Genomic DNA, 24,655 nt, shown 5'->3' with positions numbered 1-24,655 from the left:
CTTTGTTCTGCAAAACCAGCCAAAAAGTTAAAAATTTCACTTGATTTCCTGCCTGATCTACCCACAACCAGGGTCTTTCCCTTCCAAACATAAAAAAAGCCCTTCAAAGGGCTTAAAAACGCTATTTCTTACGGAAAATATAGATCTGAGAGCTCGACAAACCTTCCCTAGCCTTCCTATTGGATAAAAATCCAATTAGCATGGCTTTTAGCAAAGAACCACCCTTGTATTTTTCACTGAGCATCGAAACATAATAACTATCAAATTTCATCGGAAGCATTTTCTCAAATTTCAGTCCTTTGGATTCAACTAAAGGAATAATTGATTTTGGAGAAAAATGATAGAGGTGACGAGGAACATCGTAAGCGGCCCAATACTCTTTGTAATACTGTGCATCAAAAGAGGTATAATTCGGAACGGCAATTATCAAAACTCCATTTTGGTTCACCAAAGAAGCGATCTTTTCCAAATCCGGCTGAAGGTTGTAGACATGTTCCAATACGTGCCACATGGAAACAATATCAAACGATTCATTCAAGTCATGAAGCAAACTTAGATCCTTTAGTTCTATTCCGTTCTCCGACATAGCAACTCTACGAGCATCTTCATCCGGTTCTAAACCCAAAACAGTATATCCTGATTCTTTTGCTTTCGCTAAAAAGTGACCGGTTCCTGCTCCGATGTCAAGAAGCTTCTTTCCGGTTGTTAGCTCCTTCAACAAAGAAATTTTCTTCTTTAACGTGTAAGAGCGGACCCAACCATAGACTTTATTAACGAATCCTTTTTTAGTTGAGCTGTGTGAAACATATTCTTCGGACTTGTAATATTCACCTATTCTTTCCAGGCTTGGTCGCGGGTTTGTGAACAACAAATTACAGGAAGCACACAGCTCCAGTTTAAAATTCTCTTTGGAAAGGAAATGATCCTTCACCGTTAGATAAGTACTAAAAGATTGCGCTCCACATGAAGGGCAAGAGGTTTGATTTAAATGTTCCACGTGAAACTATCTTCCTAAATGAATTAATAAAACAGAAATATCGCTAGGGGAAACTCCACTAACTCTTGATGCCTGGCCAATAGTCACAGGTTTTATCTTACTTAACTTCTCTTTGGCTTCCGAAGACAAAGATTTCAATCCGGAATAATCCATACTGCTTGGAATTGAAACTTCCTCCAGGCGAGAAAGCTTTAAAGCCACTTCCTCTTCACGGGCAATATATCCTTCATATTTCAACAATATTTCAGCCTGCTCAACAGCTTCATCATGTTCCACGTGTAACCTTTCAGCCAACTCACGAACATTCTGACTCATTTCCAGCACATGCTCCATGGTCACATGCGGACGTGTAAGCACTGAGGCCAATTTAACCTGCTGAGAAAGGGGAGAGCTTCCAACCAAATCCAAAACCGGATTTGCAACCTCCGGACTAACGCCTTCTTTTCGCAAGGCTCCGATTAATTCCTTTGCAGCATTCACCTTTCTATTTACACGATCCATAGCTTCCTGATCCTGCAAACCAAGTTCGAAAGCAATCGGAGTTAAACGAACATCTGCATTATCCTGACGCAGCAAAATACGATACTCCGCACGTGAAGTAAACATACGGTATGGTTCCTGCGTTCCCTTGGTAATCAAGTCATCAATCAACACACCGATATAAGCCTCACTTCTTGAAAGAATAAACGGATCTTTTTCCTGAACCTTCAAAGCAGCATTAATTCCGGCCATCAATCCCTGACAAGCCGCTTCCTCGTATCCTGTGGTTCCGTTTATTTGCCCGGCAAAATACAATCCATTGATCAATTTGGTTTCCAACGTATGCTTTAGTTGGGTAGGGGGGAAGTAATCATACTCGATTGCATATCCAGGTCTGAACATCTTCGCCTGTTCAAATCCGGGAATAGATCTCAATGCTTTCAATTGAACATCCTCTGGCAAACTGGTCGAAAAACCATTTACATATATCTCAACTGTATTCCAACCCTCCGGCTCAACAAAAATCTGGTGTCGATCCCGATCAGCGAAACGATTGATCTTATCTTCAATACTGGGACAATATCTTGGTCCGCTGCTTTTAATAGCTCCGTTAAACATAGGAGAGCGATCAAATCCTTCACGCAATAAATCATGCGTTAGGGTAGAGGTGTAAGTAATGTGGCATGCACGTTGAAACTTCAGAGCTTCCGTATTTCCGTAAGAGAACTTACTTGGGTTCTCATCACCATCCTGCAGTTCCATTTTGGAATAGTCCAGCGAACGGCCGTCAATTCTCGGAGGTGTTCCAGTCTTCATTCTTCCGGATTCAAATCCCAAAGCAACCAAATCCTCAGTGATTCCCGTAGCTCCTTTTTCACCAATTCTTCCACCGCCAAACTGCTTCTCGCCCAAGTGAATCAATCCGTTCAGGAATGTTCCGTTTGTCAGAACAACGGCCTTTCCATAAACCGGAATACCAAGAGAAGTGCGAACACCCACAACAGATCCGTTTTCCACGATCAATCCGTTGCACATGTCCTGCCAAAAATCAACATTTGGATTTCGCTCAAGCAGCAATCGCCACTCTTCCGCGAACTTCATCCGATCATTTTGTGTCCTTGGCGACCACATTGCCGGACCTTTTGAGCGATTCAACATACGAAACTGAATTGCCGACAAATCCGAAACAATTCCGGATCCACCACCAAGCGCATCAATCTCACGAACAATTTGCCCCTTCGCCACACCACCCATTGCGGGGTTGCAACTCATTTGAGCAATCGTATTCATATTCATTGTAATCAACAACACCGAACTCCCCAGTTTTGCAGCTGCATTTGCAGCCTCGCAACCGGCATGTCCGCCACCCACTACAATGACATCATAATTCTTCAACATAACTATTTCATGTTTCACGTGGAACAAAATTACTATCATCTCGGCAAGCCTTCAAATGTTCCACGTGAAACTTACGTTTCATTAACATTTGATTTTTCAAAGACAGACCAGAAAGTTTCACGAAAACAAATCCATGTTCCACGTGAAACAAAACAAACATCAACCCAAACGTTCCACGTGAAACTTACGAAGCTCCAGCATTTCATTCTCCTTTGATCTCATTAACTCTTCATCACTTTCCGTCTTATCCTTGTACCCACACAGGTGCAACAACCCATGCACACACACCCGATGCAATTCATCCCGGAACAAAGTATCAAACTCATCCGCATTGTCCTGAACACGATCAACACTGATAAACAAATCACCAGAAACCACATTATCCTGTGTGTAGTCGAATGTGATGATATCCGTGTAATAATCATGCTCCAGGTATTCCTTATTCATTTCCAACAAGTGCTCGTCCGAACAAAAGATAATTGAGATTTCACCCAACACTTTTGACTCTACTTCACATACATTTGAATACCATGCAAACAAAAATTCCGGATTAACACCCGGAACTTCTTCAATATCTTCGAAAAAAATCTCTACCATTATCTATTAAAAAAGACACTTACTTCATTCCCCTTTTCGTTGAACATTACTTCATCCGCCAGGTTTCTCATCAGGAAAATTCCTCTTCCATTTTCCTTTTCAATATTTTCAGGGGAAGTAGGATCGGGGAGGTGCAGATGATCAAAGCCCACACCTTCATCACAAATTCTAAATCCAAAACCATCACTGGTTTCATAAAACTCCAACTTCACTTCTTTACCCTCATGCATGGCATTTCCATGAATTATCGCATTGTTCACAGCTTCAGTTACTGCTATCAATACATTTCCATACATGTCCTCATCGATACCAACCGTCTGACAAGCTTTATCGATCATCGACTCTACTACCGGCAAATTATTCAATTCTGAAGGAATGCTTAACGAATCAATTAAAGTAAACCCTTCTTTCATTCTATTCATTTAATGTTCTACGTATACTAGAACTGATTGAAGTATTTGCCAGCTTTGTCTTTGTAGTACTTTGTCAACAAAGGATCAACCGCACGCAGCAACTCAACTTGTCCAAGCTTGTTACGCTTATACTCATCAAATCGAATAAGGTTACCATAATTCACGTTTTTTCCTGAAGTGGATTCCCGTTTTTCCTCAAACCCTCTTTCTTTCAGCGCTTTTTCACTTTCCAAAAGACGCGTTAAAATATCTTGCTGGCGACGGATCATCTCCGGAGAAAACTGTTTATTGATCAATTGTCTCTCCTGTTCCTCCAACTCCTTGATCAAAGGGTTCAATTGATTCCCTTTTCCCTGACCCTCTTTGTTCATCTCATTTCGCAACTGCTCCAAGCGCTGACGAATTGCTGTTTGCTGTGCAGCCATCTTTGCGATTTCCTTATTTCCTAATCCGGGCATTCCCTGGTTGCCCTGACCAGGTTTGTTTCCAGGTTCTTTTCCTCCGGGATTGTTTCCCTTCTTCATTTGCTCCAGCTGCTTTTTCAGCATTTCCTTCATGTCTCCGGAAGACATTTGCCCAGCGCTTGGTTTTTGTCCGGCGCCACCCGGATTGTCACAAGAACCCGAACCGGGTTTTTGTTGAGCCTGCTGTTGCATCGATTGCAAGCTCTCATTTAACATCAATGCTAAGTTGTTGTAACTCGTCATCACATATTGCTGATGCTGCTGCATTCCCCTGCGATTATGTTCGCCAATCTCATTTGTAATCAGACCAAAGTTGGTGCGGATATCTTTTAATTCCTTGTCAATAAACGGGGCAATCTTCGTTTGTCTTTTCGCCAATGCCATCAAACTATCTTCTATCAACTTGTTGTCGTCAATGATGCTTCGTTGTTTTCTTCCCAACTTATTATAGTAAGGGTCCATATCCTTCACTTTTCCAAATCGGTTCATCACATACTCCTGGTCAAAACTCAACGACATCAAATTCTCCAACAACAAACGGATAAGACCCATATCTTCCTCATTCTGCTTTTTGTTTGCCGCTTCCTGCTGATTATTCAATTGGTCTGAAAGTTCCTTCATTTTCTCAGCAGCCTTCTTTTGATTTTCTCCGGCCTTCGATTTTTTCCCCTGATCCAGTTTACTCTTAGCATCGTTCATTTCCTCGGAGATTTCCTGCTGTTCCTGCTCAAACGAATCCATTGGCATCGGGCGTTCCAATTCTTCATTCAACTTTTGCATTTCCTGCATATCCTGCTTCAGCTCATCAAACTTTTTGTTCAGCTCCTCTTGTTTCTTTGAAGCATCCTTTTCAGAAAGCTTCTCCTCCTTGATGTCCTTTTCTAACTTTTCCTGTTCCTCGGCCAATTGATCCAACTCCTTTTCCAAATCGTCAATCTTCTCATTCACCTGCAAACGCTTGAGCATCTCCATCGTTCGGTCCAATTGCTTCTTCATCTCATCACTGGAGGCATCCAACTTCTCGGTTTCATTCTTCATCTGAAGCTGATCATTCTTCTCCATCAATTTCTCCAGTTCATCGAGCAGCTTCTTAAGCTCATCATCCATTACTTCTTTCAGTAATTCTTCTATCAGTTCCTGCTGCTTCAATAACTCTTCATCCTGCTCACTCAGTTTATTCTTCTCCTCATTACTAGCATCCAATTTGTCTTTAATGGATTGTAACTCCTCCTGCAGAGATTGTTGCTGTTGTTTCAAAGACTGAACCTGTTCCATGTTTTTGAAATCACTTTTTGATTTGTTCATTAATGATTTCTGGAGCTTGTTCACATCCTTTTGGAACTGTTCCGTTTTCTTGAAAACATCTTTCAGCGAATTCTTCAATTCCTTCTGAACTTCATCGCGTTTCTCATTCAAATCGGTAAGTGTAGGAAGTTCATAAACGAAGTTTTGAGAAGAGGTGCTTTTTGATCCGTTCACACCATCGTTATCAAACACCTGGAAATGATAAGAAATCTTGTCCTCCACATCGATATTATCTCTGCTGAAATCCACAGCAAATGAAAACTTATCATTGGTAGAAGTGTACTTATCAACCAACATTTTACGCTTCAATTCCGTTCCGTTCTTCTTTTTAATGGTGTACATGAAGTACAAGGACGTCAATCCGTAATCATCAGATATCAATCCTTCAAACAAACGAACAGATGTTTTTACTGAATCTACGTTTTCAGAAACCAGGATAGAAGGGTAGGCATCTTTGATTACATGAACCCGAATACTCGAAGTGTCCAAAACGTTCAGATCTTTGTTCTTCAAAACAAAATTCATCGAACCATCCTCTTTATAAACAGTTTCAAAGTTTCCGTTTCCGGTATTGAACTGTTTGGAAAAACCTTTGCTCAACACCTTAAACCAACTCACATTGCGTGTCTCTACATTCCAATCGACTTTCGTTCCTTCAGGAAGATCCAGGTCTGCAATGTTCAAAAGGCGCTCATCCTTCTTGTGAAGGTACTTCGGGTAATGTAACGTTGCTACAACTTTTCCCAAAGATGAATTTCCCAAAACCTTAACCTCAAACTCCTTCGACTGATACCCTTCACTTTCAAAATGGAAAACAAAATCTGTTTTCAAATTTTCGATAGGGAAAGCCATCCGGTTCTTTCGGGTCTTGTTCATTTTATAGCGGCCCCGGTTCGAAACCAGGAACACATGTTCAGGAACATATAATCCGGTGATATCTACTTCAACATTGTAAGAGCTTCCTTCACGCAATCTATCTTTTCTGTTTACCAGGTTAAAATCAAACGGAGCCTCCTGAGCCTGGGAAAAATTCACCACATTGGAAGAACCCTTCGTGATCCATCCAGGTGCAAAAACAGCAATCGTTCCAAAAAGCAAAACAATCGGAATTACATACTTTAAGTACTTCTTCGATTCCTCGTAACGAACCGCCTCTTCAAACTTAACAGCAAGCAGCTCATTAGATTTCTGTGAAACACTCGCACGAATCAATTCAAAACTGCGGTCATTTTCGTTTATAATCTCATTCAACTGCAGCGTGTTCAGCAAGCGGTCAGAAACATTCGGAAAAAAGGCACCGATAATCTTCGCGGCCTGCGTTCGATTGATTCGCTTTCCAAAAGAGTACAAACGCATTAACGGGAGCGCAAAATAACGCACCAATAAATAACCGTTCATTCCCAGGAATAAAATCAACAAGATAAATCGAACGGAACTCGGGAAACGACCAAAATACTCCAGGACACTCACCGTTAACCAGGAGGCCAATAAAAAGCCAACGACGATCAAAACACCCTTCAAGATCTCACTCTTGTAATACTTCCGGATGAAGGCGTCTATTTGCTCAATTAAGCGATCAAAAGCTGACATAAAAATAATTCTTATACGAATAACTTACTAAAGTAGAAAAGTTCATACAGAACATCTTCTTCAAATTTTTTCAAGCCGTACACTTTACTCATAAAAAAGGTTAATCAAACACACTTTTAACACTTTACCGTTTTGCCGAACGAGGTCATTATTTAATTACTTTTGCATAAAATTTACAAGCATGAGTTCGTCAGACGTACGTGTTCGTTTCGCACCATCACCAACCGGACCATTACATATGGGAGGTGTTCGAACAGCACTTTATAATTACCTTTTTGCAAAACACAATAATGGAACTTTCATTATTCGAATAGAGGATACCGACCAGGAGCGTTTCGTTCCCGGAGCACAGGAATATATCATGGAATCTCTAGAATGGTGTGGTATCATGCCTACCGAAGGTCCGGGTATAGGTGGTGACTACGGCCCTTACGTTCAAAGTGAACGCATGGATCTTTATAAACCTTACGCGCTTCAACTTGTTGAAAACGATAAAGCATATTATGCATTCGATACTCCTGAAGAATTGGATGCAGTTCGCGAGCAGGCAAAAAATATGGGGATGCCCAATTGGCAATACAACTCTATCACACGTTCTTCATTGAAAAACTCCCTGACGCTTCCTGCTGATGAAGTAAAAAGAAGATTGGAGGCCGGTGATAAATTTGTCATCCGAATGAAAATGCCCAGAAATGAAGATGTTCGATTCGAAGATATCATCCGTGGATGGGTAGTAGTAAACACGAACAACCTGGATGACAAAGTGTTATTCAAAAGTGACGGACTTCCAACTTACCATTTAGCGAATATTGTGGATGATCATTTGATGAAAATATCTCACGTAATCCGTGGGGAAGAATGGCTTCCGTCTGCACCGCTTCACATTTTGCTTTACCAGGCATTCGGATGGGATGCTCCTAAATTTGCACACCTTCCATTATTGCTTCGCCCGGATGGAAACGGTAAACTTTCCAAAAGAGACGGAGACCGTCTTGGCTTCCCGGTTTTCCCAATTTCAGGAAACCTGAAAGATCCGAAAACAGGAAACATGGAATCATTTACCGGTTACCGTGAAAGCGGCTATTTGAATAATGCGTTCATCAATATGCTCGCTTTCCTTGGATGGAACCCGGGAACAACTCAAGAGATTTTTAGTCTTGACCAATTGGTTGAAGCATTTAGCCTCGATCGTGTAAGCAAGGCAGGAGCGAAGTTTGATCCGGATAAAACCAAGTGGTTCCAACAACAATATTTAAAAGCAACAAGCGATGAAGATTTAGCTCAAATGCTCAAATCTCAATTTAATCTTGCGGAAAGTGATGAAAAAATAGCACAGTTCTGCCACTTAATGAAAGAGCGTGCAACCTTCATTAAAGACATGATGGAAGAAGGATCTTACCTGCTTAATAAGCCGGCTTCTTATGACGAGCAGACAGTTTCCAAGAAATGGAAACAAGATTCTGCTGCATTGATGACTGAATGGAAAAGCAGACTGGAAGCACTTTCAACATTCGATGCACCAAGCATTGAAACGGCATTTAAATCCTTCCTGGAAGAGAAATCTTTGGGAATCGGAGCTGTGCTGCCTTTATTCCGTTTGCTGGTAACAGGAGCAGGAATGGGGCCCTCTATGTTTGAAATTGCCGCTTACTTAGGCAAGGAGGAATGTTTGAACCGCATGAACGACGGATTAGCAAAACTGGGATGAATCATCTGATAGAAGTCAACGGAATAAAACTCTACGCTTATCACGGCTGTTTGGAGGAAGAGGGAAAGATTGGCGGAAACTACGTAGTAGATGTCTGCATGAAAACCGATTTTTCTCAAGCTGCTCTGAACGACGAATTGAGCCAGACAATCGATTATGTACACATCAATGCAATTGTAACGCAAGAAATGGCTATTCGCTCCAAGCTGATCGAACATGTCGGCCAGCGAATTGTTTCACGTATTGAGCAAGAGATCAAAGGGTTAATTGCGCTTCGTGTAAAAGTGACTAAGATTTGTCCTCCCATTAACGGAGACGTAGATAACGTTGCAATTATTATTGAGTCGGGAACCTGGTAAAAAAGGTTCAAAAAATTGAATTAATTTAAAGACGGATTGGTTTAACAAAAACAACCATTTTCATTGGAATTAAAGAAAAATTACTATTTTTGCCGGCACAAGACGGTCTCGTGGCCGAGCGGTTAGGCAACGGTCTGCAAAACCGTGTACTCCGGTTCGAATCCGGACGAGACCTCAGAAACCCTGACAGTAATCGTCAGGGTTTTTTGTTTTTTAATATCTACAAAACCATGTGCTCCGGTTTCCCGCATGTGCGGGAGACGAGACCTCAGAAACCCTGACAGTAATCGTCAGGGTTTTTTGTTTTTTAATATCTACAAAACCGTGTGCTCCGGTTTCCCGCATGTGCGGGAGACGAGACCTCGAAAAGCTTCACATAACTGCGGAACTTTTTGTTTTCATAAAATTCTTCTTGTCACAATATAGAAACATAGAGCACATAGTAATACGCTTTACCATTCTTTGAATAAAACAGAATAAATTCCTTGTGGGTTACAGAAAACAAAAATTCTTTGTCTCTCTACTGTTCATATTATGCGCAAATTTTAATTATTATTTGCGATAATAATCTATGTGAACTCCGTACCTATGTGGTTTTAATAAGCAAAAAAGCACCCGTCAAAAGACGAATGCTCTTTCACTTTGTTTCAGTATACGTGTAATTATTAGCGTCTTAATTCGAACAATTGAATGTCCCGGAAACTTTTCCCGTTTTGATCTTTTCCTGTAACGATTGCTGCGTAGCTTCCGCTCGGTGCTTCATCTCCTGATTTATCTCTTCCGTTCCATCCTTCCTCTTCTCCAGGGGCATTTGAACGGAACATTTCACGGTTGTTCTGATCAATGATCAATAATTGGAAGTCGTTAATGTTTTCCGCTTTTACAAAATAAATGTCGTTACTTCCGTCACCATTTGGAGTAAAAATACTAGGGAACTTAGTCACTTTTGCTTCCAGTTTCACGAAAACAGGTTCCTTCGAATCTTCCGGATGTTTCGTAGGCGGTGTTTCTCTTACATCATCCTTCTTTTCCGCCGGTTCTTTTTTAGAATCTGTTTTTCCAGCTGACTCTTTTCTAAAGTTATCGGTTAAAACGTGCGTTTCTTCCTGTTTCACTTTATCCGGTTTAGCTGCTTCCTGCGGAATATCATCATTCTTAACGAAATCTTCCTTGATATATTCCTTACTGTTAGGATTCGTTGTCTGAGGAATATCTGCAAACTGTTTATCTTCAACAACTACCGGTTTTGTATAGCCGGTATGTGGTGCGAATTTCGTGTCTTCAGATTTGTTCTCTTCCGGACTGGTTGTGATCACATTCTGAGAGATTTCTTTTGGAGAATCCGTCTTTTTGTTCACACTTTCTTCACCTGAATTCAAAGCAACAACAGCAGTGACCACGCCTACAGTTCCAACCGCAGCTGAGCCAATGATCCATTTTGTCAAAGCAGAAAGACCTTTAGTTGCAACCGTTGCCGTAGAAGCAACACCTGCAGCAGCCATCTTAGCCTGAACACCAGCCCATAAATCCGGCCTCACCGGGGCAGTCTGGTTCTCAAATGCCTTCGAAAACAGTTCTTGTATATTATCTTTTTCAATCACGTTCTAATAATTCTAATTGAGTGCGTAGAAAAGCTCGTGCACGCGAGTATTGTGATTTGGAGGTATTCTCCGTTACTCCCAATGTATCTGCTATTTCTTTATGCGAATAACCTTCTATTGCAAACATGTTAAATACAATCCGGTATCCATCCGGCATTTCGTTAATCAGTTTCATTAACTGCGCCAGGTCCATTCCATCAAACTGATGGTCTGTAAAGGATACTTTGTATTGAACCTCTTCGACTTGTATGTCATCCAATAACTTTTTGTTCTTCCGGATGGTATCCAGAGCTGTATTTACAACAATCCTTCTGATCCATCCTTCCAGAGATCCTTCCATTTTGAAATCCACAATCTTCTGAAATACTTTTACAAAACCATCTTGTAATACATCTTCAGCTTCCTGGTTATTTCTCAGGTAACGCTGACAAACCGCCAGCATCTTGGGAGCAAACTTATCAAACAACGCTCGCTGTGCTTTTGAATTTCCTTTGGCGCATTCATTTACCAATGTTAAATCATCCATAGCACTTGCTGTATCAATAGACTCTAAACTACCAAAAAAGGTTGCATGTGACAGAATTCTTCAAAATAAAATTTATCTTAGTAGCACTTTAGCACCCCAATGAAAATAAGTATTTCCTCCTTGTTACTGATGGGTTTATCAGCAACAACCGTGTACTCTCAAAAGATCCCGCTTCTTCCGGGATCCTATTCAGCTTATCTTCAACTAAATGAAACAACCCAATTGCCGGTTCATTTAACCGTGGAGAAAAAACAAAAAAGAACACTCCTGGTTGTTAACAATGCCGAAGAAAGAATCGAATTAACGAACGGAATTAAAAAGGGAGATACCATTGTTTTACCTTTCCCGAGCTTTGATTCCGAATTGCGTTTCATCACTCATAAGAAAAAGGAAATCCGCGGATTTTGGTTCAACTACAACAAAGGAGTCAATTACAAAATTCCATTTTTCGCTAATTTCAATCCAAAAGCACGAAAAAAAGAGGCTCCCGGTGGAAATCTAAGCGGAAAATGGGAAACGCATTTTTCTCCTGAAACCAATGACGAAGAAAGTGCGCTTGGAATTATTTCCCAGGATCACAATCATCTGACTGGAACATTCCGAACAGAAACCGGTGATTACCGTTTTTTAGAAGGATTTATTGAAGGATCTAAATTCTACCTTTCTGCCTTCGATGGTTCACATGCATTTTTACTGAATGGGTCTTTAAAGGATCAGCAGCATGTTCAGGGTTATTTTTACAGCGGTAAACATTATTCTACGGATTTCGTTGCAAATTATAATCCCGATTTTGAATTGCGTGATCCGGATTCCATTACCGTTCTTAAGAAGGAAAATACTCCTTTCAGCTTCAACCTGAAAACTGTGAACGGAGGAGATTATTCCTTCCCGAATGCCGAAACAAGAGGAAAAGTGGTAATCATTCAAATCATGGGGACCTGGTGTCCGAATTGCATGGACGAAACCAATTATTACAAGGAATTGTACGAAAAATACCATTCCAAAGGATTGGAAATCATATCTATCGGGTATGAAACTGCCGACACTTTTGAAGACCAGGCTAAAAAGATCCTTACTCTGAAAGAACGTAAAAATTTAGACTTCACTTTTTTAGTCGGAGGAAAAGCCTCCAAAGGAATTGCTTCCGAACAATTTAAAATGCTCAATGAAGTAATCTCTTTCCCTACCTCTATTTATATTGGAAGAGACGGGGAAGTAAAACGCATTCATACCGGTTTCAACGGACCGGGAACAGGGGAAGTGTATATCGAATACGTTCAAAAAACAAATGCACTGATTGAATCCCTGCTGGGTTATTAATTTAACCGGATTCTTTTAGGATTGTCTGAAAGTTCCCAAGCCGTATAAAAAACCAGGCGCGCTATTTTTTCCACTTTAGAGAATATGATTTTCTCCACGTCATCTGTAGGTTGATGGTAATCCTCATGAACTCCGCTGAAGTAGAAAATTACAGGAATACTGTGCTTGGCAAAATTGTAATGATCCGAACGATAATAGAATTGGTTCGGGTCAGATAAACTGTTGAACTTATAATCCAATTTGACGCGCGTATACTTTTCATTCGCCTTTTCATTTACATCGTGCAGGTCATTGCTCAGCATATTCGAACCGATGATATAAATGTAATTGGTATCCTTTTCATGTCCGATATCATTCCGGCCTATCATATCTATATTCAGATCGGCAACCGTATTTGCCAAAGGAATCACCGGATGTGAAGAATAATAGTTAGAACCAAGCAGTCCTTTTTCTTCACCCGAAACCGGCATGATCAGGATGGAACGTTTCGGACCTTCTCCGTTTTTCTTCGCTTCCATAAATGCTTCTGCCAATTCCAGCAAAGCAACTGTTCCTGTTCCATCATCATCCGCACCATTGTATACAACTCCATGATCTACACCAATGTGATCATAATGTGCGGTAATAACCACTACTTCCTTTGAAAGAACGGGATCACTTCCTTCTATATAAGCCAATACATTGGAACTTTTTAATCGTTCTTCCTGCGTATTCAGCTGACCATTTAATGTAAAAACCGGTTTCGTTGGTTTCGATATCTTCCCCGTTCCGGAAAGAAATCCATTCGATTTTTTGTTCAGGCCTTGCAAAGAAGACTTATTCACAAACAGGATCGGGAATTCTTCCTTTCTCTTTTCATCCGCCAGGTACATGCTTTTCGTCGTAACGTAATGTTCCATGTACTCATATAAAGTAGTATACTGATCGGAAACTAAAATAATTCCTTTTACATGCTTCGGAAGATCTTTTTTCAAAGCAGCAACTTCTTTACGCACTTCCAGGCTTTTTAGCATATATATCAGGTAGCAAGGTTCTTTTCCCGCTTTTGTCAGCTGCTCGTTTGTATACACCGGCAGATTCTCCAAACTTGTTTTCGACTTACAGGAATAATAGATAAAATCTGTTTTGAAATTCAGGTTCAATCCGTTTAGGCTCATTGTTCCACCGGGTGTACTTTCAATGACATCAAAGTATTGTTCATAACCCGACATTCCCGGTGCAAAAGAACAACCCAGTTTCTTAAAATAAGCACTCAGGAACTCAGCAGTCATTTTCTGCCCCTGTTTCCCGGTTTCTCTTCCCAGGTATTCATCGGAAGCTATAACTGTGAGGTTTTTTTTCAGATCTGCTTCATCTATATAAGAGCTGTACTTTTTAGGTACATCAACCTGCTGGGAAAAACAAACGCACAAGGCACTTGAAAATAAAAGACTGGTGATTCCTTTCATACTTTATCAATAAGAGTTGAAATGTTCAAAAAGTTCAATATTCGAACCTCTTGAAACTTTTGAACATTTACTATTTACACATCGGGATTTTATCAATACGCTTCTGGTGTCTTCCACCTTCAAAATCGGTGTTCCAGAAAATATCCACCATTTCCAATGCTTCTTCTACAGAAACAAATCGCGCAGGAAGTGTCAAAATGTTTGCATCATTATGTTCACGAGCCAATTGAGCGATTTCTTTCTTCCAGCAAAGTGCTCCGCGAATTCCCTGGTGTTTGTTAACAGTCATGTTAATTCCGTTCCCGCTTCCGCAGATCACAATTCCTTTGGACCCTTCATTTGCTTCCACGTGATCGGCAACCGGGTGACCGAAATCAGCATAGTCAATGCTTTCTTCACTGTAACATCCGTAATCTTTTACCTGGTAACCCACTGATTCCAAATGTTTAATAACTTCTGATTTCAACTGAAATCCTGCATGATCTGCTCCTATAGGAATGATTTGTGACATAATACTGAAAGTTTTCTCAAAGTTAAGGCTTATCAACAAATGGAACAATCAATTAACAATAAGAAAAAATGCATTCCCGGAAAGTGCTGATTTTGTTGCTCTTGTTAAAAGTAGTTTTACACACCTTTTAAATCCAAATTGTCAATATCTGTTGGAAAGATTCAATAAGTATTTCTAGGATATTCGAACTATTTGATCATATGTACAAGTTTTTGAATAAAGCACTCAAAAGTTTGATCAAATTATCGCTCTTTTATCACCATGTTAAACACATATTAACAGAGTAAAACCAAACTATTTTATCCACATTAACAATTTAACTCATTTTGTTCATATCTGCGTAAAGTCTTGTGATAGAACTTCAAAAGATGTATTCCGATTGTCAATAAATCTATCGAATGAACTCATAAGTTTAAAAAACGAATCCTTTTATTGAAAGTTTTACACGAATTAACACCCCTAATAGATATAATAGATTTCTTTTTAAAAAAGATTTTATTCTATTTATTTTGTTTTCGCTCTTTTGAAGACTAATTTGCACAATTCATAGTTAAAGTTTATATTCGAATAGACGAACGAAAGTGAAGTGTCTACGAAATAATTAGAACAGATTGTAATTAACGCTCAAAATTAATTACTTTTGACTCCAAAGCTGTAAAGAATGACGAAGGCTAATGTGTTAGTTGTAGAAGATGAATTCATTGTTTCGAAGGATATCCAGTCAAGTTTGAAAAAGCTTGGTTACCACGTTGTTGGTGCGGCTCCTTCGGGTGAGAAAGCACTTGAATTATTGGAAGCAAATCAGCCTGATATTGTCCTTATGGACATCATGTTGAAAGGAGAAATGAATGGGATCGAAACAGCGGAAATTGTTCGTAACCAATACTCCATTCCGGTAATCTATCTAACAGCTTATGCAGATGAAGCCACTTTATCCAAAGCGAAAGTTACCGAACCATACGGGTATATTTTAAAACCTTTCAAAGAAATCGATTTACACACGTCGATTGAAATGGCTCTATACAAACACAAGAAGGAACAAGAGGTGGAACGCGAACGCGATATGCTTTATTCGCTTGTTGAAAACAAAGAGAAAGATTCACTCAATGAGTTCATTTTCGTAAAATCCAACAGCAAATTGGTGAAGTTGAATATGAACGATATTTATTTCATTGAGGCTTTGAAGGATTACGTAGTTATCAACACCAATGAAACACGTTACACGATCCATTCAACCATGAAGGATATCGAAACAAAATTGGGTACAGACCAGTTTATTCGTGTTCATCGTTCGTTTATTGTTCGTCTGGATAAAATTGCATCGATCGACTTTCCGAACCTGCAGTTGGAAAATGACCGCAAACTCATTCCGATCGGAGGTTCATACAGAGATGAACTGACGAATCGCATCAAAATGCTTTAAGCAGCCGCCCGGTTACATTTCCTTTATTACCTTTCCCTCAATAAGTTTCAGGTTACAAATTATTTGTACAGAAAGTTGAGATATATTTCCTAGCATTGACGAAAAGATCGCGCTTATGAAATTTCGTCTGCTTACCATTTTATCTTTCTCCTTTTTTACGGTTACCGCTCAAAATAATCCGGATAGAATATTACACGTGAAGTTCCTGGACGGAACAGCAGTATATGCCCAAGACGGGAAACTGGTTTCTGAATCAGGTGCTTTCCCGGATCTTGGACAATATGGACATTGGGAACCTTTTTATTCCATTTCCCCGGAAAAATTGGACGCTTATTACCAAAAGGCCAAACAAAACCTGAAAAAGAACCTTTCGGACCCACGCACACTTTTTGAATTTCACTTAAATGCTGATGAAGATATCCAATCGGTTAAAAAGGAAATAGAAACGAGATTGAGTGCTATTAAGTATGTGAGCATTCCACCGAAATTAAGCCTGCCGGCAGTACCTGATTTTCAACCGACGCAGCTTTATTTGTACGACCAGGAAGCGGGAATTCATGCACAGGAATTTTGGAGTGCGTATTCTGTCTACGGAGCAGGAGTAAAAGTTTGCGATATTGAATACATGTTCAACGACCTTCATGATGATCTTCCAACGGTTACTATCATAGGACCACAGCCGGAAGATCCCGGGTTCGGACCGGATCACGGAACGGCCGTATTGGGAGAAATCGGTTCTTTGAATGATGGAGTAGGAACCACCGGTATTGCTTATCAAAGCCAGCTGTTTTTTTCAGGTGCTTATTTCGACCAAACGTATTTCCTGGAAGAAGCGCTGATCAATACCATGAATGAATTGGATCCGGGAGATATCGTTCTGATCGAACAGCAAATTGCCGGCCCCGATGCAAATCCGGATTATGTACCGGTAGAATGGTATGAACCGTATTACGATGCCATCCAGTTAATATCCGGAAATGGATTGATTGTAGTGGAAGCTGCCGCAAATGGCAATCAGGATTTGGATGACCCTATTTTCAGTATGGACAATAACGGACATTATCCTTTCCTGGAAGAGAACTGGTCGGAAGCTATTATGGTGGGAGCCGGAGCTGTTGGTATCGATGATGCATCACGTTCCAGGCTGTGGTTTTCCAATTACGGAAGCCGGATTGACTTGCAGGGAAATGGGGAAGGAGTTGTTACAACCGGTTATGGAGATGCTTATTCAGCCGAGGGAGTTAACAAGGAATATTCAAACGATTTCGGAGGAACTTCCGGAGCTTCTCCGATTGTAGTTGGAGCAGTTGCGTTAATACAATCCCTGCATAAAAGCGTTACCGGAAATCCTTTATCAAGAGATCAAATACGGGATTTATTGGTTCACACCGGAAAACCCCAGGTTGCAGGGACACTATTTCCGCTTTCACAAAAAATCGGGCCGTTGCCCAACGTTTTTGCGGCCGGAAATTACCTGATGGACCATTTAGGAATAGATGCAACCGATAAAAACGCTTTTTCCGTTTTCCCGAATCCGAATACAGGTTCTTTCGCTGTTTATATCCCAAATGGAACTGTAAGCCAATTAACCCTGAAAGATGTTTCCGGCAAAGAAATTCAAATAGACCAGGTAAAAACAGGTATGGGATTTGAATTGAAAAGCAGGAATCTGCAAGCAGGAATTTATTACCTGTCGGTAATTTATAAAGATGGACAGGTTGTTACCAAACCGGTTCAGGTAATACACTAATTTTTTTACCGCAAGGAGTAAAGGCGCAAAGTTTTAATAATCCTCCCTTTGCGTTCTTTCATTCTTTGCGGTTCATAAAAATATCTATGCTGAAGGCATAGGTCTAACCAAAAACGGAACAATTGTTACCAAACCGGTTCAGATTCTTCCACAATTTACGTTCATATGTTAGGGTGTAGGGGTTTAAAATCTTAAACCCCTACTATTTTTATATGGATTGTTTATTTTTAATTCATGGAAGATCTGATTATCACCTCCGACAAAAATCGTTTGGATATCGCATACATTACGGATTTCATAGCACAAACCTATTGGGCGAAGGACCGCACCATGGAAAACATGCGTACCTGTATCGAAAACTCATTGAACTTCGGCATGTTACTTGATGAGCAGCAAATCGGATATGCGCGCGTTGTGACGGATTATTACCAATTTGCTTATTTGATGGATGTGTTCATTGACGAAAAATACCGGGGAAATGGGTATTCCAAAATGCTGATGAAACACATCCTGGAATGTGATGCTTTAAAAGATGTCAGGGTTATACGACTGGCAACGGCTGATGCACACGGTTTGTACAAACAAGTTGGATTTACCGAATTAGCTAAACCGGAGAATATGATGGAACTCTTAAGATAGAAAGCTTAAAACTCAAAATTTTTTCGGCTCCGCCGGGAAAGCAATGCCTTATAAATATGATGCGATTAATTATACCAACGATATTGTTTCTGCTAGCAGGCTGTTCTGATTCAGAAAAAAAAGAGAACTATGGTTTCAAAACGGAACAACTTTACAAAGGTTATTCCGACAGAGGAAGCTACTTATGCTACCTGAAAATTTTACCGGGAAACAAAGTTATTTTCACCTATCAAAATGAAGGAAACGATAGTTACGGAGAACATTCCGGAACAATCAAAGCGATAAATGATTCCACTTATCATGTGAACTGTAAACTGACTTTCGGAGAATTTGTCTTTAAACCGTTTAACCTGGATTCATTATGGATCAGCGTGGATCCGCCTTCGTTGATAGATAAAAAGATGATCCTGGCCCGTTATGAAAACGAAGACCTGATGACCGGACGAAAAACCAGTAAAACGGGAATAACTTATGTCATAGACGACCGTTTATTCAACGAATATACGCCGGCGTATATCTTAACGGACCACACACATCCCATTACGGGGGAAGCATTAACAATCAAAGCCAGCTACGGTTGTGCCTATAGCTTCGTAGAGGGAGACCAGGTTGAATTTGACATCGTCATTTCGGGCGATTCGCTTTACACTATTGAAGATGATGCGGTATTGCAAACGGGTTCATTCCGCCTGAAAAAACAATAGTTATCGAAAGGAAAACCTCAGAAAATCAAAATTTTTCGGCTCCGCCGGGAATTTATGGAATCATCCACGAAAAACCATCTATACCCAAAAAATGAAAATACTGAGTTTTGCATGGATGATCTTCATTGGTGTTAACGGCTTTTCGCAGGAGGTCGATTCCCTTGTTATTTTTTACAGGATCGGGTATAAATGCAGTCCCGAAATGGACGGAGAAGAAAAAAGAGGAGCTTGTGGAAGAAAGGAGAAGATAAACTATGAAAAGGAGAAACATGTTTATCGCATAACAAAGTTTGAATGCAAAGAAAGCTTCAGAGAATGGGTAGGGCAATGGGAAATATCACAGGATAGCATTACTAAAAAGGAAGTCAAAACCTGGGTTGGCGGATTTGGTCCAAATTTGATAAGTGATAGTGTATCTCACCCAAAAATTTTCAAAGATCGAAGAATAGCCGGGAAAGATCTTAATGCTTTTCTCCGGTCAATAGTTGCCATTAAAGCAGATACGGTTTTTTCGTATACCATGAAAGAAATTCCAGCTTCATATTTGGAAAAACATTTCCCCGATGGCCAAAATGATAAAGAAGAAGTGGATTCGCTAATTCAGCATGAATTTTCCAGCTTAGCTATATCAAATGTTACCGGCTACTTATTTTTAAGTTTCCGGTATGAAGGAATAAGATATGAGTTATGCAAAGACAGCAATAATGTTTATTGGAATCTTTATATTAATGAAGCTGAATGGAATACTTCCATTCAATTTATCCATTTCGCTTTTGATACTTTCATCAAAGAAGAACTTCCCAGGAAATTTTCAGGATTGAGAGTCTTAAAGTAATTTTCACTAATTTTGCTTCCAATATATGCAAACAACCACGACTACTGAACCTAAATCATTCATTTTGCCGGGGAATTTTCTAGAAAGGAAAGTCGTGTTTAATTAACAATTTAAACAATTAAAAAATGGCAAAAAAATTAGACAAAATTATCGTGATCGATGTGGAAGCCACATGCTGGAACACAGCTCCTCCACAAGGAATGACCAACGATATTATCGAATTCGGGATCTGTTTACTGGATGTCCATTCGGGAGAAATTTCCGACAATAGGGGAATCCTGGTTATTCCGGAACGTTCCGAGATCAGCGATTTCTGTACGGAGTTAACCACCATTACTCCGGAAATGATCCGAAACGAAGGAATTTCCTTCAAAGAAGCATGTTCCATTATTAAGAAGGAATATGAAGGGCAGAGCAGGGCCTGGGCAAGCTTTGGGGCTTACGATCTGAAACACATCCAGCGCCAATGTTCCGAACTGGGAGTCGGTTATCCCCTCGGTCCATCTCACATCAATGTAAAAACGCTCTTTGCATTGAAAAACAAATTGGGACATGAAAAAGGAATGGATGGTGCATTACAGCATCTTCGGATCGAATTGGAAGGAACACATCACCGCGGAGTGGATGATGCAAAGAACATTGCAAAAATCCTCCGAACGCTAATTTAAATCAGTTTGAGTTTTGAGAGTGAGGATAGCGCCTCATTCTGTTTTATCTTTCTCACTCTGAAACTGATACCAATTCCAAATCAATCGTCCGCTTCTTAGGACTCACCTCCGAGATCTTCACCCGGACATTATCCCCGAAATGGAACGTTTTACCGGTTTTCTGACCCACAATGGTCATCGTTTTTTCATCAAAGGTATAGCGGTCTCCGGGAAGTTCCTGCAGCGGTACCATTCCTTCACAGGCGTTTTCGGTCATGCGCACAAACAGCCCGAACTCTGCCAGACCGGAAACAATTCCGTCAAATTCTTCCCCGATCTTGTCGTGGACGAATACTACCTGGAAGTACTTATTGGATTCGCGTTCCGCTTCCGTTGCTTTGCGCTCCGTGCGTGAAATGCGTTTGCAGATGTCTTCCAAAGCATTGTTGTACTTGTGTGGGCGGTTTTCCAAACATTCGAGTAAAATGCGGTGCACCATCAAATCTGCATAGCGGCGGATCGGTGAGGTGAAGTGCGTATAATACTGGAAAGCCAAACCATAGTGACCGATGTTGTCCGTGTCGTAGGTCGCCTTGGCCATGCTTCGGATAGCCATCTGCTGAATAATGCTGTATTCGTTCTTCAGACGGATATCGTTCAGTAATTTGTTGATGCTTTGAGCGGCTTTTTCCGGACTTGTGAATTCCAAAGAATGACCGAATTTATCCAAAAACAAACTGAATAATGCGATTTTCTCCGGATCGGGCTTGTCGTGAACACGGTAGACGAAAGGAACAGGATCTTTTCCTTTTTGAGGCATTCCAACGTACATGGCCACACGCTTATTGGCCAATAGCATGAACTCTTCGATCAGCTGATGTGCATCTTTCGAAACCTTCACAACCACATCAACCGGTTCTTTGTTTTCGTCCAGTTTGAATCGGATCTCTTCCGAGTTGATCATCAAAGCACCATGCTTAAACCGCTCTTTTCGATAGATTTTTGCGATTTTATCTAAAATATGCAGTTCTTCCTTGTATGGGCCTTCTGCACCTTCGAGGATTTCCTGAGCGTCTTCATAGGCAAATCGATGGTCGGAATGAATGACTGTTTTACCAAACCACTCTTTATACAATTTTCCTTTTTCATCCAGTTCGAAAACTGCGGAGAACGTGAATTTATCTTCCTTCGGACGCAGGGAACAAACCATGTTTGAAAGCTGTTCCGGAAGCATTGGGATGACACGGTCTACCAGGTAAACGGAGTTTCCGCGTTTATAAGCTTCCTTGTCCATGGCAGAATCCGGTTTCACATACTGGCTTACATCCGCAATGTGTACACCAATCTCGTAATGACCGTTCTCCAGTTTGCGGATCGACAAAGCATCATCGAAGTCTTTTGCATCCACCGGGTCGATGGTGAAAGTCAAAATATCCCGAAAATCGCGTCGCTTCGCGACTTCCACCGGATCGAGTTCCAACGTTACCTGTTCCGCTTCGTTCATGACGTCGTCCTCAAATTCAATGGGAATTCCCTGTCCGATCAGAATAGAGATCATTTCCGTATCGTGAATAGAATTTCCGCCCAGGGTCTGGATGACTTCTCCGAAAGGAAACTCAGCAGACTTCGGCCAAACCGTGATTTTTACCAGCGCCTTGTCCTTATTTTTTGCCTTGTTGAGCTTTTCGAAAGGAATGTAAATTTTCACGCCCGTTTTCGTATTGTCGGGAATTAAAAATGCGTGTTTGTCGTACATGTGAATCGTACCTACAAACTGCGTCCGCTCGCGCGAAACTACCTCCATGATCTTACCTTCCGGCCGGTTGCCGCTTTTTTTTGTCAAAGCCACACGCACAATATCTCCGTGAATGGCGTGACCGATATTGTGAGGCGCGATGAAAATATCCGCTTCATTTTTTCCAACCACTACAAATCCGGAACCGCGCTGTGTCAGCTCCAGTTCTCCTTCAATGGTTTCCGTGGTATTGGAATAAGCATACGTTTCATGTCCGCTCTTGCGCAAAAAACCTTCAGTTTCCAATTCACGCAGTAAAGCCACAACTAATTTGCGGGATTCGCTGTCGTGCACATGCAGCAAACTGCACACCTGCTTGTAATTCAGAAGTGCATCCTGGTGTTGTTCAAATAATTTTCGAATAATGTGATAGAGGCCGGTTTTTAGTTTTTTGGTCGATTTATCTTTTATTTTTTTTGTTGGTCTTTTTTTACCCATAACTAATGTTGTATGGTAAAAATACAAAACCCAAATGACATTTGGAGAATTAGTGCTTTTATGCGGACATTGTAGTTGTCAAATGCTAACTTCGTAAAAAACCGCTTCACATGAACAAACCTTTTTCAGCCTCAGTTGAAACAACCCGTTTGGGAATTATGCACTTAAAACGTTACTGGGAAAAACAACAAGCCATCCGGAACGGAATATTGAACAATGCGGATATGTCGGAAGAATGGCAGTTGGATTATACTTTGTTGGTTGCACTGAACCTTGGGCTGGAACAAACAGTTCGGTACTTGTATATCGGCGGAGCATCCATTGACGAGTTTGAAGACTGGATTCTGGAAGTGAACGGAGGGAGCATACCGGAAGAAAATATCCGGCAATTCAATGCTCGAATCCTTCAGCGGGATGAGCCGAAAAAAAGAGAAATCGAGCAGGTGCTTAGTGAAGAAGAACTTCATTTCTGGGAGGAAAACGGTTACCTGATAATCCGTGGGGCCATTCCAAAGGAAGATTGTGAAGCCACAGTAAAAGTAATTTGTGACTTTATTGGTGCAGACCTATCAAGACCTGAAACCTGGTATACGGCTCATCCGGAGAAACAAGGAGTGATGGTTCAACTCTTCCAGCATGAATTGTTGGAGCAAAACCGGCGCTCACCAAAGGTGTTGAAAGCGTATGAACAATTGTGGAACAGAACGGATTTGTGGCTGAACACGGATCGTTGCGGATTTAATCCACCGGTTACAGAATCACACCCTTATCAGGGTTTTCCTTTGCATTGGGACGTGAGTTTGAAGCAGCCAATCCCTTTAGGCCTTCAGGGAATTTTGTACTTGACCGATACAGCTGAAAATCAGGGTGCATTTACTTTGGTTCCCGGATTTCACCGAAAGATTGAAGCTTGGCTGAGCTCATTGCCGGATGGTGAAAATCCAAGGGATCAGGACTTTTATGCCCTTGGAGCCAAACCCATTGCTGCTCAAGCGGGAGATTTTATTATCTGGCATCAGGCACTACCACACGGGAGCAGCCCGAATTTGGCTCATAGCCCGCGTATTGTTCAATACATCAACTACGCACCGATTGATCTTGAAATCAAAAAAGAATGGATTTAACTTGATTTTCAGCTGAAAATCTTAACTTTGATAGAAACAGAATAAAAAGTTATAACAATGAATAAGCGAATTGAAGCGGCATTAAATGATCAAATTCAAAAAGAATCATCTTCCTCTCAATATTACTTGGCTATGGCTTCCTGGGCAGAAACAAAGGGACTGAACGGGACGGCAAAGTTCATGTACACACATTCAGACGAAGAGCGGTTCCACATGTTGAAGCTGATCAAATTTGTAAATGAGCGCGGAGGTGTAGCTGTTGTTCCTTCAATTCCGGAGCCGCCAAGAGAATACGATTCTTTGGAGCGTGTTTTTGAATTGCTGCTGGAGCATGAAGTGGGGGTTTCCGAAAGCATCAACGGTGTTGTTGATATTTGTTTACAGGAAAAAGATTATTCCACACATAACTTCATGCAGTGGTATGTTTCCGAGCAATTGGAAGAAGAAGCGCTGGGTCGCAGTATTCTGGACAAATTGCGCCTGATTGGCGGAGACAAGGGGGGGCTTTACCTGTTCGATCGCGATATGGAAACTGCAGCAGCGGCAGCTGTGAAAGCAGGAAGCGCAGATCAGAAAGCGTAAA

At 40.9% G+C, this 24,655-nt stretch carries 21 protein-coding genes and 1 tRNA gene; 12 read left to right on the top strand and 10 right to left on the bottom strand.

Translation table 11 applies throughout. From position 1 onward, the window contains the following. Positions 1-121 precede the first annotated feature (121 nt). From QZT69_RS03810 to QZT69_RS03790, 5 genes are all read right to left on the bottom strand, one after another. Positions 122-997 (bottom strand): class I SAM-dependent methyltransferase, encoded by an 876-nt coding sequence (locus QZT69_RS03810; RefSeq protein ID WP_294670664.1) that lies wholly within the window; start codon positions 995-997, stop codon positions 122-124. Between the two features lie 6 nt (positions 998-1,003). After that, on the bottom strand, positions 1,004-2,875 hold the full coding sequence (gene mnmG, locus QZT69_RS03805; protein WP_294671361.1) for a tRNA uridine-5-carboxymethylaminomethyl(34) synthesis enzyme MnmG: 1,872 nt from the start codon (positions 2,873-2,875) through the stop codon (positions 1,004-1,006). A gap of 159 nt (positions 2,876-3,034) precedes the next feature. Continuing rightward, the gene (gene ybeY, locus QZT69_RS03800; RefSeq protein ID WP_294670662.1) at positions 3,035-3,472 is read right to left on the bottom strand and encodes an rRNA maturation RNase YbeY; all 438 of its coding nucleotides are present in this window, start codon (positions 3,470-3,472) and stop codon (positions 3,035-3,037) included. Next, the gene (locus tag QZT69_RS03795) at positions 3,472-3,885 is read right to left on the bottom strand and encodes an ATP-binding protein (RefSeq protein ID WP_294670660.1); all 414 of its coding nucleotides are present in this window, start codon (positions 3,883-3,885) and stop codon (positions 3,472-3,474) included. The genes ybeY and QZT69_RS03795 overlap by 1 nt, the downstream gene beginning before the upstream one ends. A 26-nt stretch (positions 3,886-3,911) precedes the next feature. Further along, entirely contained in the window at positions 3,912-7,244 is a 3,333-nt protein-coding gene (locus QZT69_RS03790) for a hypothetical protein (RefSeq protein WP_294670658.1), read from the bottom strand. A gap of 181 nt (positions 7,245-7,425) precedes the next feature. Between QZT69_RS03790 and gltX the strand changes: the two genes are divergently transcribed. The 3 genes from gltX to QZT69_RS03775 all read left to right on the top strand — a co-directional run bounded on the left by gltX (position 7,426) and on the right by QZT69_RS03775 (position 9,486). Next, complete coding sequence (gene gltX, locus QZT69_RS03785; RefSeq protein ID WP_294670656.1) at positions 7,426-8,952, top strand: glutamate--tRNA ligase; 1,527 nt, start codon at positions 7,426-7,428, stop codon at positions 8,950-8,952. Beyond that, positions 8,949-9,311: a dihydroneopterin aldolase gene (folB, locus tag QZT69_RS03780; protein WP_294670654.1), complete on the top strand. Its 363-nt coding sequence runs from the start codon at positions 8,949-8,951 to the stop codon at positions 9,309-9,311. Before gltX ends, folB begins: the two co-directional genes overlap by 4 nt. A gap of 104 nt (positions 9,312-9,415) precedes the next feature. Next, positions 9,416-9,486: transfer RNA gene (locus tag QZT69_RS03775), tRNA-Cys, on the top strand. A gap of 490 nt (positions 9,487-9,976) precedes the next feature. On the opposite strand, the gene QZT69_RS03770 is transcribed toward QZT69_RS03775, so the two are convergent. Both QZT69_RS03770 and QZT69_RS03765 read right to left on the bottom strand, forming a co-directional pair. Further along, positions 9,977-10,912, bottom strand: coding sequence for a gliding motility-associated C-terminal domain-containing protein (locus QZT69_RS03770; RefSeq protein WP_294670652.1), 936 nt, complete (start codon positions 10,910-10,912; stop codon positions 9,977-9,979). Beyond that, positions 10,905-11,438 (bottom strand): RNA polymerase sigma factor, encoded by a 534-nt coding sequence (locus QZT69_RS03765; protein WP_294670650.1) that lies wholly within the window; start codon positions 11,436-11,438, stop codon positions 10,905-10,907. The genes QZT69_RS03770 and QZT69_RS03765 overlap by 8 nt, the downstream gene beginning before the upstream one ends. A gap of 129 nt (positions 11,439-11,567) precedes the next feature. Between QZT69_RS03765 and QZT69_RS03760 the strand changes: the two genes are divergently transcribed. Then, on the top strand, positions 11,568-12,758 hold the full coding sequence (locus QZT69_RS03760) for a peroxiredoxin (protein WP_294670648.1): 1,191 nt from the start codon (positions 11,568-11,570) through the stop codon (positions 12,756-12,758). Here QZT69_RS03760 and QZT69_RS03755 read toward each other — a convergent pair. Continuing rightward, positions 12,755-14,206 (bottom strand): M28 family peptidase, encoded by a 1,452-nt coding sequence (locus QZT69_RS03755; protein ID WP_294670646.1) that lies wholly within the window; start codon positions 14,204-14,206, stop codon positions 12,755-12,757. The two genes, QZT69_RS03760 and QZT69_RS03755, sit on opposite strands and share 4 nt — an antisense overlap. 70 nt (positions 14,207-14,276) lie before the next feature. Further along, entirely contained in the window at positions 14,277-14,717 is a 441-nt protein-coding gene (gene rpiB, locus QZT69_RS03750) for a ribose 5-phosphate isomerase B (protein ID WP_294670644.1), read from the bottom strand. A 661-nt stretch (positions 14,718-15,378) separates the two neighbouring features. Here rpiB and QZT69_RS03745 point away from each other — a divergent pair. The 6 genes from QZT69_RS03745 to QZT69_RS03720 all read left to right on the top strand — a co-directional run bounded on the left by QZT69_RS03745 (position 15,379) and on the right by QZT69_RS03720 (position 20,736). After that, a complete protein-coding gene (locus QZT69_RS03745; protein WP_294670642.1) occupies positions 15,379-16,140 on the top strand; it encodes a response regulator in 762 nt (253 codons plus the stop codon). Between the two features lie 115 nt (positions 16,141-16,255). Next, positions 16,256-17,890, top strand: coding sequence for a S8 family peptidase (locus QZT69_RS03740; RefSeq protein ID WP_294670640.1), 1,635 nt, complete (start codon positions 16,256-16,258; stop codon positions 17,888-17,890). A 234-nt stretch (positions 17,891-18,124) separates the two neighbouring features. Then, a complete protein-coding gene (locus tag QZT69_RS03735) occupies positions 18,125-18,529 on the top strand; it encodes a GNAT family N-acetyltransferase (RefSeq protein ID WP_294670639.1) in 405 nt (134 codons plus the stop codon). A 56-nt stretch (positions 18,530-18,585) separates the two neighbouring features. Then, positions 18,586-19,233, top strand: a complete 648-nt coding sequence (locus tag QZT69_RS03730) for a hypothetical protein (RefSeq protein WP_294670638.1) — start codon at positions 18,586-18,588, stop codon at positions 19,231-19,233. 91 nt (positions 19,234-19,324) lie between these two features. After that, positions 19,325-20,068 (top strand): hypothetical protein, encoded by a 744-nt coding sequence (locus tag QZT69_RS03725; protein ID WP_294670636.1) that lies wholly within the window; start codon positions 19,325-19,327, stop codon positions 20,066-20,068. Positions 20,069-20,193: 125 nt separating this feature from the next. Beyond that, positions 20,194-20,736, top strand: coding sequence for a 3'-5' exonuclease (locus tag QZT69_RS03720; RefSeq protein ID WP_294670634.1), 543 nt, complete (start codon positions 20,194-20,196; stop codon positions 20,734-20,736). 52 nt (positions 20,737-20,788) lie between these two features. On the opposite strand, the gene rnr is transcribed toward QZT69_RS03720, so the two are convergent. Continuing rightward, positions 20,789-22,948, bottom strand: coding sequence for a ribonuclease R (gene rnr, locus QZT69_RS03715; RefSeq protein ID WP_294670632.1), 2,160 nt, complete (start codon positions 22,946-22,948; stop codon positions 20,789-20,791). 110 nt (positions 22,949-23,058) lie between these two features. On the opposite strand from rnr, the gene QZT69_RS03710 reads away from it, so the two are divergent. Both QZT69_RS03710 and QZT69_RS03705 read left to right on the top strand, forming a co-directional pair. Beyond that, complete coding sequence (locus QZT69_RS03710; protein ID WP_294670630.1) at positions 23,059-24,072, top strand: phytanoyl-CoA dioxygenase family protein; 1,014 nt, start codon at positions 23,059-23,061, stop codon at positions 24,070-24,072. A 57-nt stretch (positions 24,073-24,129) separates the two neighbouring features. Next, positions 24,130-24,654, top strand: a complete 525-nt coding sequence (locus QZT69_RS03705; RefSeq protein ID WP_294670629.1) for a ferritin — start codon at positions 24,130-24,132, stop codon at positions 24,652-24,654. The last annotated feature ends 1 nt before the right edge of the window (position 24,655 follow it).

This window comes from uncultured Fluviicola sp. (genome assembly GCF_902168135.1).
Taxonomy (GTDB): Bacteria; Bacteroidota; Bacteroidia; order Flavobacteriales_D; family Crocinitomicaceae; genus Fluviicola.
The sequence above is the reverse complement of the archived record's forward strand: the minus strand, read 5'-3'. Positions and strand labels throughout refer to the sequence as shown.